We start from the raw sequence: 18,302 nt of genomic DNA on the forward strand, positions 1-18,302 counted from the left end.
CAACCAAGCTTTTGCTTGTTAAGAGAACTTCTTGTCCTCTTCTGGTGCTTCGTGTTTCTTCACGTTGTTTAATTTACAAGGTGCACGCCCTACCTCAGCGGCAGGAACTCGTTCATTATATCATACCATTTTGTTGCTGTCAAGTACTTTTTTCAAACTTTTTTCGGAGCTTTTCAGCTCCAAAAGTTCAAATCCAGGACTCTCATCCAGCCGCTCGCCGCTCTCGCAGCGAACTTTTATATGATATCATGTCCGGCTCGCTTTGTCAAGAGGTCTTTTCATTTTCTTTTTTCGGGCCGTCAGGCTGATTTCAAGAAAACTTTTTGGCCTCTTCAAGGGGTGTTCCCCGCGAGCGCTTAGATAATATACCAGATAAAATCCGGGTTGTCAACAGTTTTTTTCCTTTTTCTTTTCACTTTTTTCAATCCTCTGTTTCCCAACAATATCTGCCCACTGGGCAAGTGTTTGCACACCATATCTAGGTGTTTTTTACACGCTCTTTCCCCGTATTTTACCAACTATCAGAAGAACAAGGGGGAACCCAAATCCAACCGCCAGATTACCGGCGGTGAGAATCCCGTCGGCAAAGCGCTCCACGGCAAAGGCGTCCTGAAAAAGGAATACACTGCCCGCCAGCACCACTGCCGCCACAGGCACTGCGGCGGACTGGGCCCGCTTCAGTCCAAAGAGCACCTTGCACACGGCGCAGGCGGAGAGCACCAGCATGCCAATCAGCATCAGGTCGGAGAGCACCCACAGGGCCATGACCACAGACTCCACCCTCTGGAATGCCCCCTGTACGCCTATCCCCTTGACCATGACAAAGAAGGGCTGCTCCACCCGGGAGATAAGGTCAGGACCCAAACAGCCCAGGGCTACCAGCAGCAGCACGGACAGCAGCAGACACAGCCACACCGTCCACCGGAAGGCTCTGGAGCGGTCCTTGTCCTGCCGTTTCAGGCGGCCCGCCAGAAAGGCTCCCGGGACGGCATACCCCAGCAGGGACAGCACAGGCACCACGGCGGCGCCTGCGGCAGGCAGGTCCTCTATCCAGATGGGGAACAGATTCTCCGGCTCCATCTGAAAGGCAGCCAGCAGCAGCACAATGCCCAGAGTGACGGCCAGGATGGCGTGGAACACCTCCCCTGCCCGGCCGAAGGCCGCCAGCTTGCCCCTGGCCATCCAGAGGGCCACCGCCAGCAATACTATAATATAAAAGATAACCGGCCGGTTGCGGTAGCCGGTGATGAGAAAGCGCTGTCCGCACATGCGCACGGTGACGCTGAGCTGGAGCAGTCCCCACAGCAGGCACAGGGCCAGAGCCAGCTTCCCCCCGATTTTTCCAAGCAGCAAAGGACAGGCCTCGGCCAGACCGGTACCGGGCGGCAGGGGTGAGAGCAGCTGAAACAGCACCCAGCACAGGGCCAGGGCAATGGGCAGGGCCAGCAGGGGTGAGAGCCACCCGGCCTCCCCTGCCGCCTGGGCGACGCCGCCGGGCAGCACCCGGATGGCCGGGGACAGCAGGGCGGCAAAGACAACGGAGAGCAGCTGGCGCATGGTAATGGGCGTCTCAGACAATGTGCTTCACCTCATTTGACATCGTAGCCCCGCCGGATGCTGGCGGTGACCTCCACCCTTATGGGCAGGGTGGAAAAGGCCTCCCCCCACTGGTCCTGGAGGGCGGCCCAGCGCCAGGGGGCGGACATGCCCGCCTTGCGGCACAGGTCCAGGCAGTCGGCGTCCAGGGTCTGAAAGAGCGTGAGGGCGGCCGCAATCCGCTCCCGCTCGGTCTGGGCCAGGGCCGCCTCCAGGGCCTTCTGCTCCTCCGGGCTGTGCTCCAGGTCCAGATTCTCCGGCCCCTGGGCCACGCTGGCGTCCACGGCGCACTTCACCGTCAGTCCGGTGAGGGTTCCCCTTTCAAAGACAGGGCTGATTCTGGTCTGCGCCCCTACCACCCGCAGGGCCGCCGTGCCCCCCTCTGCGGGGCACTCCACCACGTCCGCCTCCACCCGCCCCAGCAGCAGGTTGACCCCCAGGGCCGCGTCCCCGTCGGCAAAGCCGATGAGGGCGCCGTCCTTCAGCAGGGCATAGCCGTCGGCGGCCAGGTCATAGTCCCCCTCCTCCCCTGTCAGAGTGAGGGCCGGGGCAAAGGTGGCCCCGCACCGTGCCGTGTCGGCGAGCAGCTCCCGCACCGTGCGGGGCATGGAGGCGGCCATCAGCCCGGCGTCCTCCGCCATGGCCTCCAGCCGATCGGATGCGGAGATCCCGGACTGCGACAGGGCAGCAATGGCGTCGGAGGCCTTTCCGCCCCGCACCACGTAGAACTTGGTATCCAGCCGCATCTCAATGTCCCGCTCCACATAGCCCAGGGCTTCCTCCAGTCCGGCGGCGGCCAGCTCCTCCCCGGAGAGCAGCTCTCCCACGTGTCCGTAAAAGAGATAGGCGCTGCCCCGGGACTGCATGGCCAGGCAGGCGGCGCTGACCGTGCCCGCGGTATGGGAGTACACCAGGGCGGGCTGCTCCCCGCCGCTCTGCTCGGCGGAGGCGGCGGTGACCATGACCCCCTCCTCCGCTTCATCCACGCCCAGGGTGCGGATAAGGGCCATGTTCTCCAGCTCCCGCCCCTCGGGCAGAGCGCTCTGGACGCCGCAGCCGGCCAAAGGAAGGCACAGTACGGCCAGGAGCATTGCAGCAAAAGCCCGTTTCACGCCTGATTCCTCCTGTTTTTGGTGTGGAGCCCGGCCTGACGCAGCTTGACCCAGGGCAGGGGCAGGCGGAGCGCGCCGTCCAGCCCGGACTGGCCCCCGGCGGAGAAGGGGGTGAGATAGGCCACGCCAAAGCTCTCCAGCCGGGCAAGCCGCAGGATGAGCACCGCCGCGCCCACCACCACGCCGAACAGCCCCGCCCAGCCCGCCAGCACCGCCAGCAGGAAGCGCCACAGCCGCAGGGCGGCGGCGAACTCCTGGCTGGGCATGGTGTACCCGGCGATACCGGCGGCGGCCACCACGATGAGCACCGCCGGGGAGACGATTTTGGCCTCCACGGCGGCGGTGCCCACCACCAGGCCGCCGATGATGGAGACCGTCTGACCGATGGAGGGGGGCAGCCTCAGCCCGGCCTCCTGGAGAATTTCAAAGGCCGCCAGCATGAGGAGCACCTCAAACACGGTGGTAAAGGGCACGTCCCGCTTGGCGGCGATGATGGACAGGGCCAGCCGGGTGGGGATCATCTCCTGATGGAAGTTGACCATGGCGATATACACGGCGGGCAGCAGCAGGGTCCCGAAGATGCACAGGCACCGCAGCAGGGTGAGTACGCTGGCAATCATCCAGTTGTTGGACTTGTCCTGGGGGGCCCGGATAAACTCTCCCGCCGTGCCGGGGCAGAGGTAGCCCAGGGGCAGGCCCTCCGCCAGGATGCCCACCCGCCCCTGGGCCAGTCCGGCGCAGAAGCGGTCGGGCCGTTCGGTGTAGAGCACCAGGGGGAAGGCGGTGGAGGCGGCGTCCACAAGATACTCCTCCAGATTGCCGGTGGAGAGCAGGGCGTCGATGTCGATGGCAGCCACCCGCTCCTCTACCCGCCGCACCAGGTCCGGGTCGGCAATGTTGTCCAGCCACAGGATGTCCACCGGGGTGAGGGACTGCCGCCCCACGATTTTCTCCTTGATTTTCAGCTCCGGGGCCCGGAGATGGCGGCGCACCAGGCTGGTGTTGCTGCGCAGATTCTCCACAAAAGAGTCCCGGGCGCCCTTGATGGAGGGCTCGTTGTCCGGGGCGCTGACGCCGCGCTTGTCCTCGGTGGCCATATAGAAGGAGAGGACGGCGGGGGCGCCGGGGAAAAAGAGGATGAGGTTGCCGTTGATGATGTCCAGCGCGGCCTGGTCGGCGGTGGTGCGCTGCTCCACCATTAAATTGTAGAGGGCTCCGCCGGCCATCTTCCGCCAGGCCTCCTCCGGCGGGGCGTCCCGCAGAGTGCTGTCCTGGGCCAGGGGGCGGAGAATGTACTCGCTGGCCCGCTCCAGCTTCACCATGCCCCCGATGTAGCACATGGTCACGTGCTTTTCCGGGTCCCCGGCCAGGTCGGCCTCCCGGACGGCAAAGTCCACGCAGTCGGCAAACACCCGTCGCAGGGTGTCCACGGTCAGGGGGCCGTCCACCCGGGGCTCCTGCCTGGGATGGGGCGGAATTCCGTCTGTCTGGGGTCCGAACAGCTTCATGGGTGGATTCCTCCTCTCCTGTCTCCCGTTCAGTATGTCCCCGGCGGCGGCGGATATGCGCTGTCCGTGTTCTTTTTGTTGCCTTTTTGGAAACACGTGGTTATAATAGCCCCAGAGCGGCTATTATAACCGCCCATCGTCCCTCATGCGGGACGATGGGACTCATTCGCCCACCGCCTCGCCCCTGGGGCAACCGGCGGTGACGGCGAAGATGCCCTGGAGTCTCAATCCAGGGCATCTTGGGGAAATCAAAATTGATATACAAAATGAGAGGCTTTTTACTATGGAATTTAAAGCGAACGAGGGCAAGAGCGTCACCATCCGGGCCATGGGCAAGACCTGGGCCCGCCACGCCATCCAGACCCATTTTGTCCAGGTGGGCGAGAGCTATCTGGATCTGATTGAGAAGTATGTGCTGCCCGTCTATCAGCCCGGGGACATCCTGTCCTCCAGCGAAAAGGTCATCGCCATGTGCCAGAAGCGGGTGGTCACCGAGGACGAGGTGAAGCCCGGCTTCTGGGCCAAGGTCCTCAGCCGCTTTGTGCACCAGACCTCTGCCGGCCCCGGCATGGGCCTGCCCGTGAAGATGCAGTTCGCCATCAACGTCTGCGGCCTGCCCAAGGTACTCTGGGCCGCCTTCCGCGCCGCCATCGACAAGCTGCGGGGCGTTCACGGCACTTTCTACAACATCCTGGGCACCGAGGTCTCCGGCCTGGACGGCTTCTACGGCCACGACATCCCCGAGTATGAGCACATGGGCGTCCGGGTGCCTGAGAATCCCGACGGCGTGTGCGACGAGGTCTTTGAAAAGACCGGCGTGGTGATGATGATTGTGGACGCCAACGACCTGAACGTGGAGCTGCTGGGCCGCTCCTCCCAGCTCAAGCAGTCCGACAAGGACCTGCTGGACCTGATCCGGGACAACCCCGCCGGTCAGGACCGCCAGCTTACCCCCTTCATCCTCATCCGGGAAGTGAAGGAGTAATTCCAGATGCAAAACGAGCCCGTGGCAGCTGCCGCGGGCTCGTTTTTTATCCTTTCTCAATGCCGCACGGAGGTTCTCCGCCGTGTTCCAATCTCTGCCCCAGCGGGTCCGGCATCCTTGGCCGCTTCCTTCTTTCCCCACCGGCTCACGGCCTTGGTCAGCTCGCACACCGCCACCGGGGCGGCGGCCAGGCCCAGGACAGCACCCCACTGCTCCCCGCTGAGGGGCACGGTGGAGAACACCGCCTGAAGGGGCGGCAGACACAGCACCGCCAGCTGCATGGCCATGCCCACCAGGAAGGCTTTGTTCATGGCTTTATTGGAGAACAGGCCGATGCTCAGCAGGCTCTCCTCCTCGCTGCGCACGTCGAAGGCGTGGAAGAGCTGGCAGATGGTCAGGGTGGCGAAGGCCATGGTGTTGGCGGCAGCGGCCGGGTCGGATGGGCCGGGAATGATGTACTGCCCCAGGAAGAAGGCGCACAGGGTGAGCAGGCCCACCATGCACCCCTGCCAGCACAGCCGCCAGGCAAAGCCCCCGGCAAAGAGCCTCTCCCCCGCGTCCCTGGGCTTGTGCTCCATCACGTTCTTCTCCACCGGCTCCACTCCCAGGGCCAGGGCGGGCAGGGAGTCGGTGACCAGATTGAGCCACAGCAGCTGCACCGGCACCAGGGGCATCTGGCGGAAATCCAGGGCGGTGGCCAGGAAGATGGTAAGCATCTCGCCGATGTTGCAGGAGAGCAGATAGTGGATGGCCTTTTTGATGTTGGCGTAGATGCCCCTCCCCTGCTCCACCGCCGAGACGATAGTGGCGAAATTGTCGTCGGTGAGAATCATGTCGCTGGCGCCCTTGGCCACGTCGGTGCCCGCCACGCCCATGGCGCAGCCGATGTCGGCGGCCTTGAGGGCGGGGGCGTCGTTGACGCCGTCGCCGGTCATGGCCACCACCTTGCCCCTGGCCTGCCAGGCCTTTACAATGCGCATCTTGTGCTCGGGGGACACCCGGGCGTAGACGGCGAATTTCTCCACCTCCTGCTCCAGCATTTCCTGGGGCATAAAGTCCAGGTCGGCGCCGGTGATGGCCAGGTCGCCGGACTGGAAGATGTCCAGCTCTCTGGCCACGGCCACGGCGGTGAGCTTGTGGTCGCCGGTGATCATCACCGGCCGGATACCGGCGGCGTGGCACTGCTTCACCGCCTCCTTCACCTCGGGACGGGGCGGGTCCATCATGCCCACCAGCCCGGCAAAGGTCAGGTCCTGCTCCAGGGTACGGCTGTTCATCTCCCGGGGCAGCATCTCCAGGTCCTTGTAGGCCACCCCCAACACACGCAGGGCCTGGGCGGCCATGTCGGCGTTGCGGGCGGAGATGTCCCGCCGGACGCTGTCGGTGAGGGGCGCGCCGCCTGGCAGGCGGCGGCACAGGGACAGCAGCACATCGGGGGCGCCCTTGACGCACACCCGGAAGCCTCCGTCCGGGCGGCGGTGGACGGTGCTCATCCGCTTGCGGTCGGAGTCAAAGGGTACCTCGCCCCGGCGGGGCCAGTCCTTTTCTAAAATGTCCTTGTCCAGCCCGTCCTTCAGGGCGGCATCCACCACGGCAGCCTCGGTGGGGTCGCCCACCGCCCGGCGTTTGCCCTTGTCCCGGGCCAGAACGGCGTCGGAACACAGGCTGCCCACGGTGAGGACGGTGGAGCGGTCCCCGCCCCTGGGCGTCCACACCTGGGTGACGGTCATCTTGTTCTGGGTGAGGGTGCCCGTCTTGTCCGAGCAGATGACCCCGGCGCAGCCCAGGGTCTCCACGGCGGGCAGCTTCTTGACAATAGCCCCCCGCTTCACCATCCGCTGTACCCCCAGGGCCAGCACGATGGTGACGATGGCGGGCAGGCCCTCGGGGATGGCCGCCACGGCCAGGGCCACGGCGGTGAGGAACATGTCCAGAATCTCCTTGTGGAGCAGCATGCCCACCCCGAAGAGGACGGCGCACACGCACAGGCAGGCAAAGGACAGGGTCTTGGATATCTCCGCCATCTTCCGCTGAAGGGGTGTCTCACTCTCGCCGCTGTCCAGAATCATGCCGGCGATGCGGCCCACCTCGGTGTCCATACCGGTGGCGGTGACCACGGCTCTGGCCCTGCCGTTGGTGATGACGGTGGAGGAGAGCAGCATATTGTGCCGGTCCCCCAGGGGCAGGTTTTCCGCCAGGCCGTCGGCGGGAGCCTTGTCGCTGGGCAGGGACTCGCCGGTCATGGCGCTCTCATCGGCCTTCAGCCCGGCGCTGTCCAGGATACGGGCGTCGGCGGGCACCATGTCCCCCGCCTCCAGCAGAATCATGTCCCCGGGCACCAGCTTTGCCGCCTCCACCCTCCGCTCGGTGCCGTCCCGCACCACACGGGCCATGGGTGCGGACATGCGCCGCAGGGCCTCCAGAGCCTTTTCGGCGCTGTTCTCCTGGGCGATGGAGATGCAGGCGTTGACCAGCACGATGACCAGGATGATCACCGCGTCCACCCAGTCCTCCCCGCCCCCGGCCCACAGGGACAGCCCTGCCGCCCCCAGCAGCACCAGAATCATGGGGTCCTTCAGCTGGGCGAGGAACCGCACCACCAGACCGGGCCGTTTCCGCTCCTCCAGCAGGTTGGGGCCGTACCGCCCCAGTCTCTCCTCTGCCTCCGCCCCGGTCAGGCCCCTGTCCCGGCTGGTCTCCAGCTCTGAGAGGACCTGGGCGGCGGTTTTACTGTGCCATGCGCTCATACACGTCTCCCCTTTTCATCTTTTGCGCAGTGAGCCCGTCCTCCTTTGGGGTATGGGGACAGGCCTCTGCTCTGATTCTATGCAGGGAAACCGGGTGTATGACAAAAAAGGCCGGGGACGCATCCGCGTCTCCCGGCCCGCTTTATCTCTCAGTGCTCTTTTCCGCCAGCGCCGCAGCTGTCCGGCGGAGGAAGGTGCCGTTGTCGGGCGGCCTGTCCAGACTGTCCAGACCCATCACCTTCAGGTAGAGGGGGCTGGCTCTCCCGTGCATGCCCCGGATGACGGTGCGCAGATTCTTTTCCACACAGGCAGCGGTGGTTCGGAAGGCCGCCGCCGTGGACAGGTAGATCTCCTTCATCTGCATGGGGCCGCCTGCGGCCACCAGCTCCAGGGCAAAGGTCAGCTGTCCGTAGCCCTCCAGGCGGCTGTCCGCTCCCATGCGCAGCAGCAGCCAGTCGGCCGGGCCGCTCTCCTGCCTGGCCTCCCCGCCGGGGAACAGGGCGCTGATGCGCTGGGCCAGCTGGTGGAGGTTGACCGGCTTGACCAGGTAGTAATCCGCCCCCATGCGGCAGCTGTGCTGCACATAGGCGTCGGTGCTCACGCCGGAGAGCACAATGACCCGGGGCTTCTGTCCGCCCGGCAGACCGGACAGCCCCTCCAGAAAGCCGATGCCGTCCAGGCCGGGCATGATCAGGTCCAGCAGCACCAGGTCGGGCCGCAGGCGGCCGGTCAGCTCCAGGCCCTGCCAGCCGTCCCCGGCCTCACCGCACAGCTCCAGACCCTCGGCCTGCTCCACAAAGGCGGCCAGCAGCGCCCGTGCGGACGGATTGTCATCCACCAGAAGTACGCGAATCCCACTCACACAGTTTCCTCCTCCCGCCGCGGCGGGCCACTGTTATTCCGGCCGTCCCGCCTCCAGCATGGCCAGCATGGTCTTCAGCATCTCCCCCGCCATATCCCGCATGGCGGGCGTCAGCGAGGTCAGGTGCTCGGCAATCCCCGTCCAGGCCGCGTCTGCGTCGGTGCGGCCGTAGAGCAGATAATCGGAGGTGACGTTGAGGGCACGGGCCAGGTTGGCAATGTTCAAGCCGGTCATGCCCTTCTTCCCCCGCTCCACCGAGGAGAGAAACTGGGGCGTAATCCCCGCCTGCTCAGCCACGTCCTCCGCCCGGCGGTTTCCCCGGGCCAGGCGGCACCGCCGCCCAAACTCCTGGTTGAAGCGCTCCTTATCGTCATACATGGGATGTTCCTCCACTTTTTCATCTATTGTTTATTTATCTCGAAACAATGGTGAATGTGAACAAACCATAGTTTCTCGATTTTGATACAATAGATTCCAAAGTATCACGGGGTTGCTGCCGGGAAATTTTTGCCCACTGGAGGGACAGCGGATGTAAAAAAACGCGGAGGCCTGCTTAACAGAAGCAGGCCTCCGCGGAATGTGTCAGACATCCGTCGCTGACAGTTGGAAAATACTGCGACGCATTTTAAATTGCCGCAGCCGGGCTCAGCCCTCGGCGGCGGGAGAAGCGGAGGGCTCCGCTGTGGCAGCGCCGTCGGCGGTGTCCTGGGCAGCAGCGAGCTGCTGCTGGTAAGCGGTCAGCCGCTCATAGTAGTCCTTGGGGTCGATGGAGGCAAAGGTGTCGTTGGTCTGAACATCGGCCTCGTCCATCCAGGTGGTCATCTGGGCGTTCATCTGCTCGGTGAGAGAGGCCTCCTGCTCGCTGGCCCAGGCTTCACGGGCCATCTCGGTGTCCACGGGCAGACGGAGGAGGATGTGGTAGCCGTAGCTGGTCTCCACGATGCCGCTGAGCTCGTGCTCGCCCAGGGCCTTGGCGGCATCCTCAAACTCCTGGACCATCTCGCCCTCGCCGAAGAGGTACCCATCGGGGGCGCCCAGGGTGCCGTCGGAGTAGCGGCCGTCCTCGGACAGCTCGTTCATCAGCTGGTCAAAGAGGTTCTCCATGTCGTCGCTGGCCTGGAGCTGGGCCAGGGTGTCCTCGGCCTTCTGCCTGGCGGCGGCGATCTCCTCGTCGGTGAGGGTGATGTTCCGCTCGGCGCACTGGTTGCGGATCACCTGGTTGAACACGGCCAGGTCACGGGCGTTGTTGATGAGGTACTCGGTGACGGTGCCGTTGCCGGTGTCCATCTCCCAGTCGATGGCAGTGGGGTCGCCGAACTGGTAGTAGCCCACATACTCGGTGGCATAGCCCAGCCAGTAGAGGTACTCCTCGGCGTTGACCTCCACACCGTCCACGGTCATGACGGGGGTGGTGCCGGGGAAGCCCAGCAGCACCTGGGTCACATCGGGATTCTCCAGGTCGAAATCACCGAACTGGGCGGAAGGGCTCTCAGACGGGGTGGCACTCACAGAGGGGGAGGGGGACACGCTGGAGGTGGGGTCGGCGGGGGTCTCGGCACAGCCGGCCATGGCGCCAATCAGAAGGGCGCCGGACAGCGCCGCGCCCAGGATTCTCTTGGTAGCTTTCATTCTTATCCTCCTTATAATGGGGAAACTTTTATCATAATAGCACGATGAAGCAAAAACAGCAATGACAATTTTGTAAACAGCGCTTCACCGGGTCTTATGCCTGGGGCGGGTCGCCGGCCTCTTCCTGGGGCACGGCGGTGGCGGCGTACTCCTCCACCAGCTTGCGGCCCAGCTTGAGGGGGTCGTCTCCCTTTTTCAGGCGCAGGGAGAGATAGGGCTTTTCCCCGGCGGAGAAGAGCAGGCGGCTGCGGTACTTGTCCAGGCCGCACAGAGCGGATACCCGGCGCAGGTCGGCCCCGTCCAGGTAGAAGAGCAGGCTCAGGCCCTTCTGGGAGATCTCCCGGATGCCGCACTCGGCCGCGTCGGCACGCATCAGGGCCACGGCAATCAGGTTGTTCACCGGTCTGGGCGGGTCGCCGTACCGGTCGATGAGCTCGTCGGTCAGGTCGTCGGCGTCCTCCTCGCTGCGGATGGCGGCAATACGGCGGTACAGGTCCATCCGCTGCTCGGGAGAGGGCACGTACCGGTCGGGGATGGAGGCGGCCACACTCAGGTCGGCGGAGCACTCGGCGGGAATCTGGGCCTTCTCGCCCCGCTCCTCCAGTACCGCCTCCTCCAGCAGCTTGAGGTACAGGTCGTAGCCCACGCTCATGAGGAAGCCGGACTGCTCGGGGCCCAGCACGTTGCCTGCGCCCCGGATTTCCAGGTCCCGCATGGCGATTTTGAAGCCGGAGCCGAACTCGGCAAACTCCCGGATGGCGCCCAGCCGCTTGGAGGCCACCTCGCTGAGCACCTTGCCCCGGCGGAAGGTGAGGTAGGCGTAGGCACGGCGGCTGGACCGGCCCACCCGGCCCCGGATCTGGTGGAGCTGGGCCAGGCCCATCTTGTCCGCGTCCTCGATGATGAGGGTGTTTGCGTTGGAGATGTCAATGCCCGTCTCGATGATGGTGGTGCACACCAGCACGTCCACCTCTCCCTCGGACATACGGGTCATGACATCGTTGAGCTCCTCCTGGCTCATCTTGCCGTGGGCCACGCCAACGGTCACGTCCTCCCCCAGCATCTCCCGGATGCGGGCGGCGGTGCGGGTGATGGTCTCCACCCGGTTGTGGAGGTAGTAGACCTGGCCGCCACGCTCCAGCTCCCGGCGCATGGCGTCGAAGAGGACGCCCCAGTCGTGCTCCAGCACGTAGGTCTGCACCGGCTGGCGGTCGGAGGGGGGCTCCTCCAGGGTGGACATGTCCCGAATGCCGGAGAGGGCCATGTTCAGGGTACGGGGGATGGGGGTGGCGGACAGAGTGAGCACGTCCACCTGCCGGGACATCTCCTTGAGCTTCTCCTTGTGGGCCACGCCGAAGCGCTGCTCCTCGTCGATGACCAGCAACCCCAGGTCCTTGAACTTCACGTCCTTCTGGAACAGCCGGTGGGTGCCGATGAGCAGGTCAATCTGCCCCGCCTCCACCCGGCGGAGGGTCTCCTTCATCTGGGCGGGGGTGCGGAAGCGGCTCACCACGTCAATCTCCACCGGGTACTTGGCGAAGCGCTGCTTGGCGGACAGGTAATGCTGCCGGGCCAGAACCGTGGTGGGCACCAGGATGGCGGCCTGCTTGCCGTCCAGCACGCACTTCATAATGGCCCGGAAGGCCACCTCGGTCTTGCCGTAGCCCACGTCGCCGCACAGCAGCCGGTCCATGGGCCGGGGCGCCTCCATATCCCCCTTAATCTCCGCAATGCAGCGGAGCTGGTCGTCGGTCTCGGTGTACTCGAACTGCTCCTCAAACTCCCGCATCCACTCGGAGTCGGGGGAAAAGGCGAAGCCGGGCTGGCGTTGCCGCTGGGCGTAGAGCTGGATGAGGCCCTTGGCCAGGTCCTTGACCGCCTTTTTGGCCCGTGTCTTGGCCTTCTCCCAGTCGGCGCCCCCCAGCTTGGACAGCTTCTTGGTCTCCTGGGCGTCCTCACCTGCGCCGATATACTTGCTCACCAGGTCCAGCTGGGTGGCGGGCACGTAGAGCACGTCGGCCCCGGCGTAGGCGATTTTCACATAGTCCTTCTGGATGCCGTCCACCGGCATCTTCACCATGCCCTGGTACCGGCCGATGCCATGGTGCTCGTGGACCACCAGGTCGCCCACGCTCAGGTCGGCGTAGGACCCCAGCTTCTGCCGGTTGGTGACGGCCCTCACCTTTTTCTTCTTCACACCGGTGGCCTGGCCCTCGGTGAGGATGGCGCACCTGGCCTCCGGGTACTCCACGCCGCCGGACAGGCCGCCCACGGCGATGACCGCCTTGCCGGGGGCGGGCAGCTTGTGGAGCTTGAAATCCACCGCCGCCTTCACGCCCTGCTCCCGCAGGAGGGCCTGGAGGTTCAGTGCCCGCTGCTCGCTGGACACCAGCACCACGGTGGAGAAATTCTCGTTGATATAGTGGCTCAGGTCGGAGACGGCGGTCTCCAGACTGGCGCCGTAGGAGGGCAGCTGCTTGGCCAGCAGGTTCAGGAGGGTGCGGGGCCGCCGGGGGTACTGGGCGCCCACGAAGTTGTCCAGGTAGGCCACCGGCCACTCCTCCAGCACGCCGCACAGCTCCTCAAAGGTACGGGCGAACTCGGAGAGCTCTCCCGCCAGCACACCGGCCTCCATGAGGGCCTTGGTGTCCTCGGTCAGCTGCCAGAGGTAGTGTTTGGCCCGCTCCGCCACCCGGGGGCTCTCGCTGAAGAGCACCACCGCGTCCTCGGGAAAGTAGTCCGCCGCCGTGGCCATCTGGGGGTACACCAGGGCGATGTACCGGTCCAGGGCCGGGAAGGACATGTGCTCCGCCAGCCGCTCCCGGTCCTCCTCCAGGGTCTTGGCCAGGTCAGCGCCGTCCTTGCGGCGCCTGGCCCGGGCAATGAGGCCGTCCATGGCCTCCAGCAGCCCGGCGTACCCGCCGGGGGCAAACTGGGGCAGCACCTCCGCCGCCGGGAGAATCTCGGCGGACTTCCGGTTCTCCACCCGGCGCTGGGTGTTCACGTCGAACAGGCCCATGGAGTCTGCCTCGTCGCCGAAGAACTCCACCCGGATGGGGCCGTCCTCGGCGGGCGAGTAGAAGTCCAGGATGCCGCCCCGGAGGGCGAACTGGCCCACGCCCTCCACCTGCTCACAGCGGGTGTAGCCCGCGGCGGTGAGGGTGTCGGTCAGCTCGTTCAGGTCGTAGCTCTCCCCCACCCGCAGGCACTGGGAGGCCTGGGTCAGCAGGGTCTTGGGCATGGTCCGCTCCAGAGCGCCCTCAATGGTGCACACCAGCAGAGGGCACTCCCCCGCCGCCAGAGCCCGCAGCACGGACAGCCGCTTATGCTCCCACTGGCGGGAGGCCACCGCCGCGTGGTGGAAGGTGAACTCCCGGGCGGCCAGGGTGCGCACCTGCTCCCCGGTCAGGAAGGCCAGGTCCCGGGCCATGCGGTCGGCCTCGGCCTCGTCGGCGCACAGCACCACCACGCTCCGGCCCAGGGCTTGCCGCAGCCCTGCGGCCATATGGGCCCGGTGGACAAGGGACAGACCGGTGAACGCGGCGGGACAGCCTCCGCCGTCCACTGCCGCGGCCAGGCGCTGGAATTCCGGGATTCCGGTTACCATGGTTGCCAGTTCCTTCACGGGATACACCTCACAGTTCTATGAAAAAATAGGGTCTGAAATTAATTGAAGCGGCTCATGGCCTTGTCCGGGCCGTCCTGGATATAGCACTCCACCGCATCGGCGGCCCGCTTGATGGCCGCATCGATGGTCTTTTTGTCCTCGCCCACGAACTTGCCCAGCACCCAGTCGGCCAGGTCATAGTCCGGGTGGGGCTTCTCCCCCACGCCCACCTTCAGGCGGGGGAACTGGTCGGTGCCCAGCTGCTGGATGATGTTCTTCAGGCCGTTGTGGCCGCCGGCGGAGCCGCTCTTGCGGATGCGCAGCCGCCCCACAGGCAGGGACACGTCATCGCTCACCACCAGCACATGGTCGGGGGCCACCTTGTAGAAGTCGGCGGCCTGGCGCACTGCCTCGCCGGACAGGTTCATATAGGTCACCGGCTTCATCAGCAGCACCTGTGCGCCGCCCAGCTGGGTGGTGTTGGTCAGGGCCTTGAACTTGAGCCGCTGGACGGGGATATTTTTCCGCTCGGCCAGCTCATCGGCTACCATAAAGCCCACGTTGTGGCGGGTGTTCTCATACTTGTCGCCGGGGTTGCCCAGGCACACCACCAGCCACTCCACACCCCCGGTTTTCTTTCCAAACAACATCTTTCACGAACTCCCTTGAAAGGTTAAAAGGGGGCGGAGCAACGCTCCGCCCCCGGATTCGGTTTTTGCTTCTGTTCTGCTTGGTGCTTCTTGTCACATTTTGCTCGCCTCGCGGGCGGGTCAGCGCTTCTCCTTGTCACGCTTCCTCGTCCTCGCAAGCTCCGTATCGCTCACTTTGCCGCTTGCGGCAAAGCTCGTTCACTTCGCTGCTCGTCCTCTCCCCAGAAAAGCACTTCGCGCTTTCCCGGGGACCCCTTAACGCGACGGGCGGCCTCCCTCCTTGGGCTTTTGCCTCCGCTCCCGTCTTATCCGCCTGCTCCCGGGTGCTCAGCGCTTCTTACAGGAACAGCTTGGAGACAGACACCTCTTCGTAGATGCGCTCGATGGCCTCGGCGAACATGTGGGCCACGGAGAGGTACTTAATCTTATCACACTTCACGTCCGCACGGGGCTGAATGGTGTCGAGGAAAATGACTTCCTTGATGACGCTCTTCTCGATGCGGTCCACCGCGGGGCCAGAGAGCACGCCGTGGGAGGCGCAGGCCACCACCTCGGTAGCGCCGCCCAGCTCCACCAGAGCCTGAGCCGCGCCGCACAGGGAGCCGCCGGTGTCCACCATGTCGTCGAAGAGGATGACCCGCTTGCCGCGGACATCGCCGATGATGTTCATGACCTCGGAGGAGTTGGCCTTCTGGCGGCGCTTGTCTACGATGGCCAGGCCCATGCCCAGCTTCTGGGCGAAGGCGCGGGCGCGGGCCACGGAGCCCACGTCGGGGGACACCACCATGGTGCCCTCCACGTCGTCGCCGAAGCGCTCGGCAAAGTGGCGGGTGAAGATGGGGTTGCCCAGCAGGTTATCCACAGGGATGTCGAAGAAGCCCTGGATCTGGGACGCGTGCAGGTCCATGGTCAGCACCCGGTCGGCGCCGGCGCGGGTGATCAGGTTGGCCACCAGCTTGGCGGAGATGGGGTCACGGGGCTTGGTCTTGCGGTCCTGACGGGCGTAGCCGAAGTAGGGCATCACGGCGGTGATGCGGCCGGCGGAAGCCCGCTTGAGGGCGTCGATCATGATGAGCATTTCCATCAGGTTGTCGTTGACAGGCGCGCTGGTGGACTGGACCACGAACACGTCGGAGCCGCGGACGGTCTCATAGATGGAGACGAAGTTCTCCCCGTCGGAGAAGGCGCCTACCTCCGCGTTGCCCAGTTCCGCACCCATCTCCTTGCAGATGGCCTCCGCCAGGGGTCTGTTGGAGCTGCCAGCGAAGATCTTGATGTCCTTGCCATGTGAGATCATCTTCTACATCCTCTCATTTCAATTCTTTTATTTTCTATTTTTCCGCGCCGAGCGCGGTGGTTCCCTCTTTCATGGCGGGCTCTCCCGCCTCTCTCCCCGCTCCGGCCCTTACCGTCCGGAACGCTTGCGCCGCTTGACCGCCCACTGCTTCTTGACCACCTGGATGCTCCGGGCGATGGCCAGAGAGTCGGCGGGTACGTCGTCTGTAATGGTGCTGCCGGCGGCAGTGTAGGCGCCGTCGCCCACCTTCACCGGGGCCACCAGGTTGGTGTTGCAGCCGATAAAGGCGCCGTCGCCCACGGTGGTGCGGTACTTGCTGGTGCCGTCATAGTTGACGGTGACGGTGCCGCAGCCGAAGTTGGCCCGCTCGCCCACGTCGGAGTCTCCCACGTAGATGAGGCGGGAGAGCTTGGTGCCCGCGCCGATGGTGGAGTTTTTCAGCGTCACGAAGTCGCCTACCTTCACATTCTTCCCCACCCGGCAGCCGGGACGGATATAGGCAAAGGGGCCGATTTTGACCCCCTCCTCCACGGTGCTCTCATTGAGCTGGGAGGCGTTGACGGTTACATGGTCCCCCACGATGCAGTCCTGAATCATGGAGTTGGGGCCGATTTCACAGAAGCGGCCCACGCTGGTGCGTCCCCGCAGGATGGTGCCGGGGAGAATCACCGTGCCGCCGCCCACATTGACCCGGGGGCCGATGTAGGCGTTTTCCACATCCACAAACCGGACCGGCGGGACGGTGAGCTCCCCCCGCAGGCGGTCAATGGAGGCATGGCGCGCGAAGTACTGGGCGCTGTCCCAGGCGGGGGCGCTGCTGTCCAGCGGCAGCACACCCTCGTATCTGCCGGTCTTCATGCCGAAATGGCTGCCGGTGCGGACAGCGGAGACAAAGTCCTCGCCCCCCTCCATCGCCTCCTTCAGGGCGGCGGCGGAGATGCGGTACACGCCGGTGTCCTCACCCCGGGGCAGCTCCTCCTCCCCGGCCAGGCGCCGGGCGCCCTGGTCGTCCAGGAACACGGGGCGGGTAAAGACCGCCACGTTCCCCTCCACCGCGGAGAGGAAGGCGGTCAGCTGTCCGGCGGCGTCCTCGGCGCCGTCGGTGACAAATTCCGTTCCGGCGGGGAAGCACTCCCCCGCCCGCTCCCGGTCGTCGTCGTGGCAGACCACCAGGAACCGCTCCACCCCGGACCGCTCCAGCGCGGCGGACAGCCACGCGGCGGCCGGGTCGAAGAGAATATGTTCCAGCATCAGCGAGGGGGTGTCGCCCTCCCGCGGAAGAAATACAATGGCGCCCATGGGGCCCATGTTCCCTCACCTCGTCTGACAGAATCAACAGGATGCCCACAGGCATCCACTCCATACGTGGTTTGATTATATCAAATATTTACGCAAAATGCACCGTGATTTTGAAATTTTGCCTTACTGGAGTTCACTCTCGTGCAAATGCACAATTTTCTCCCGCCGTATCCTCCGCTCACGGCCATTCTGCCAGCCATTTGGACCTCAAACAGCCCTTCTCAGCCAGAAAAAGGGTAAAAAAAAGGGAACCGGCAGGGGTTCCCTTTTGCTTCCGTCTCCCCCAGGCGGTCAGCCCATGGCCTTCTCCCGTACCCGGGAGCGCTTCCAGTAGCCCAGCACCTCGGCGGTGGCGCAGAGCTTGTCGGCCAGGTTGACCACAGCCGCCTCCGGGCAGCGGGGCATCCGCTTGGCCAGGGGCCACATGTGGGAGATGATGATATTCTGTTCCTTTTCGGTCAGCCGCCCGCACAGGGCCTCGGCATTGCGCAGGGCAAAGACCGGGTGGTCAAAGCACTGGTTGCCCGGGTGGGCGGATTTGTCCCGGGGATCGTAGAGATACAGGTCGTGGAGCAGGCCGCCCCGGGCGGCCATGTAGTCCAGGTTCCAGCGCCGGGCCATGCGGAAAGCCACATAGGCCACGAACACCGAGTGCTCATAGCAGCAGGTGCCAGGATGATGGGGGATATCCCGCATGGACTGCACCTCCGGCGTGAAGAGAAGGTCCCCCACGCAGTCCAAAAAGCACTGCCAGTTGACTTCATTGATTACCGTCATTCAACGCTCACCTTTCCCATCACACATCAGCTCCGGCAGAGCGGAGCCGGTTCGTTCCATACAGCTTCCATTATATTATAGCGCGTCAATTTCCCTGTGTCATGTCGGAAAGGCGATACTGTTCTCAATCACACAGAGTTATATGAGTACCGACACGGCAAAATGCTGATGCACTTTCGATTCGTCTTTGAATCCCTGACGGCGCTAAGCTGTCCCGGCGAATATATACGCTA

13 protein-coding genes are annotated in these 18,302 nt (G+C 64.6%); 1 reads left to right on the forward strand and 12 read right to left on the reverse strand.

Annotated features, from left to right (window positions below):
* Window positions 1-489: 489 nt before the first annotated feature.
* From ACOX7T_RS14475 to ACOX7T_RS14485, 3 genes are read right to left on the reverse strand one after another with little or no spacing between them, the layout of a single operon-like run.
* Window positions 490-1,578 (reverse strand): GerAB/ArcD/ProY family transporter, encoded by a 1,089-nt coding sequence (locus ACOX7T_RS14475; RefSeq protein ID WP_433444030.1) that lies wholly within the window; start codon window positions 1,576-1,578, stop codon window positions 490-492.
* Between the two features lie 11 nt (window positions 1,579-1,589).
* A complete protein-coding gene (locus tag ACOX7T_RS14480; protein ID WP_433444032.1) occupies window positions 1,590-2,708 on the reverse strand; it encodes a Ger(x)C family spore germination protein in 1,119 nt (372 codons plus the stop codon).
* A complete protein-coding gene (locus ACOX7T_RS14485; RefSeq protein ID WP_433444034.1) occupies window positions 2,705-4,216 on the reverse strand; it encodes a spore germination protein in 1,512 nt (503 codons plus the stop codon). The genes ACOX7T_RS14480 and ACOX7T_RS14485 overlap by 4 nt, the downstream gene beginning before the upstream one ends.
* Window positions 4,217-4,499: 283 nt before the next feature.
* Between ACOX7T_RS14485 and ACOX7T_RS14490 the strand changes: the two genes are divergently transcribed.
* Window positions 4,500-5,201: a F420-0--gamma-glutamyl ligase gene (locus tag ACOX7T_RS14490; protein ID WP_433444036.1), complete on the forward strand. Its 702-nt coding sequence runs from the start codon at window positions 4,500-4,502 to the stop codon at window positions 5,199-5,201.
* 56 nt (window positions 5,202-5,257) lie between these two features.
* On the opposite strand, the gene ACOX7T_RS14495 is transcribed toward ACOX7T_RS14490, so the two are convergent.
* The 9 genes from ACOX7T_RS14495 to ACOX7T_RS14535 all read right to left on the reverse strand — a co-directional run bounded on the left by ACOX7T_RS14495 (window position 5,258) and on the right by ACOX7T_RS14535 (window position 18,069).
* Entirely contained in the window at window positions 5,258-7,948 is a 2,691-nt protein-coding gene (locus ACOX7T_RS14495; protein ID WP_433444038.1) for a calcium-translocating P-type ATPase, PMCA-type, read from the reverse strand.
* A 142-nt stretch (window positions 7,949-8,090) separates the two neighbouring features.
* The gene (locus ACOX7T_RS14500; RefSeq protein ID WP_433444040.1) at window positions 8,091-8,810 is read right to left on the reverse strand and encodes a response regulator; all 720 of its coding nucleotides are present in this window, start codon (window positions 8,808-8,810) and stop codon (window positions 8,091-8,093) included.
* Window positions 8,811-8,843: 33 nt separating this feature from the next.
* The gene (locus tag ACOX7T_RS14505) at window positions 8,844-9,188 is read right to left on the reverse strand and encodes a helix-turn-helix domain-containing protein (protein ID WP_433444042.1); all 345 of its coding nucleotides are present in this window, start codon (window positions 9,186-9,188) and stop codon (window positions 8,844-8,846) included.
* 267 nt (window positions 9,189-9,455) lie between these two features.
* A complete protein-coding gene (locus ACOX7T_RS14510; RefSeq protein WP_433444044.1) occupies window positions 9,456-10,439 on the reverse strand; it encodes a peptidylprolyl isomerase in 984 nt (327 codons plus the stop codon).
* A 94-nt stretch (window positions 10,440-10,533) separates the two neighbouring features.
* Window positions 10,534-14,046: a transcription-repair coupling factor gene (gene mfd, locus ACOX7T_RS14515; protein ID WP_433444054.1), complete on the reverse strand. Its 3,513-nt coding sequence runs from the start codon at window positions 14,044-14,046 to the stop codon at window positions 10,534-10,536.
* Between the two features lie 59 nt (window positions 14,047-14,105).
* The gene (gene pth / locus ACOX7T_RS14520) at window positions 14,106-14,696 is read right to left on the reverse strand and encodes an aminoacyl-tRNA hydrolase (protein ID WP_433444046.1); all 591 of its coding nucleotides are present in this window, start codon (window positions 14,694-14,696) and stop codon (window positions 14,106-14,108) included.
* A gap of 337 nt (window positions 14,697-15,033) precedes the next feature.
* On the reverse strand, window positions 15,034-15,993 hold the full coding sequence (locus ACOX7T_RS14525; RefSeq protein ID WP_433444048.1) for a ribose-phosphate pyrophosphokinase: 960 nt from the start codon (window positions 15,991-15,993) through the stop codon (window positions 15,034-15,036).
* A 108-nt stretch (window positions 15,994-16,101) separates the two neighbouring features.
* Window positions 16,102-17,301: a UDP-N-acetylglucosamine diphosphorylase gene (locus ACOX7T_RS14530; RefSeq protein ID WP_433444050.1), complete on the reverse strand. Its 1,200-nt coding sequence runs from the start codon at window positions 17,299-17,301 to the stop codon at window positions 16,102-16,104.
* A 282-nt stretch (window positions 17,302-17,583) separates the two neighbouring features.
* On the reverse strand, window positions 17,584-18,069 hold the full coding sequence (locus ACOX7T_RS14535; RefSeq protein ID WP_433444052.1) for an HD domain-containing protein: 486 nt from the start codon (window positions 18,067-18,069) through the stop codon (window positions 17,584-17,586).
* Window positions 18,070-18,302 lie beyond the last annotated feature (233 nt).

Origin of the sequence: Pseudoflavonifractor sp. (assembly GCF_050943825.1) — a bacterium.
Taxonomy (GTDB): Bacteria; Bacillota; Clostridia; order Oscillospirales; family Oscillospiraceae; genus Pseudoflavonifractor.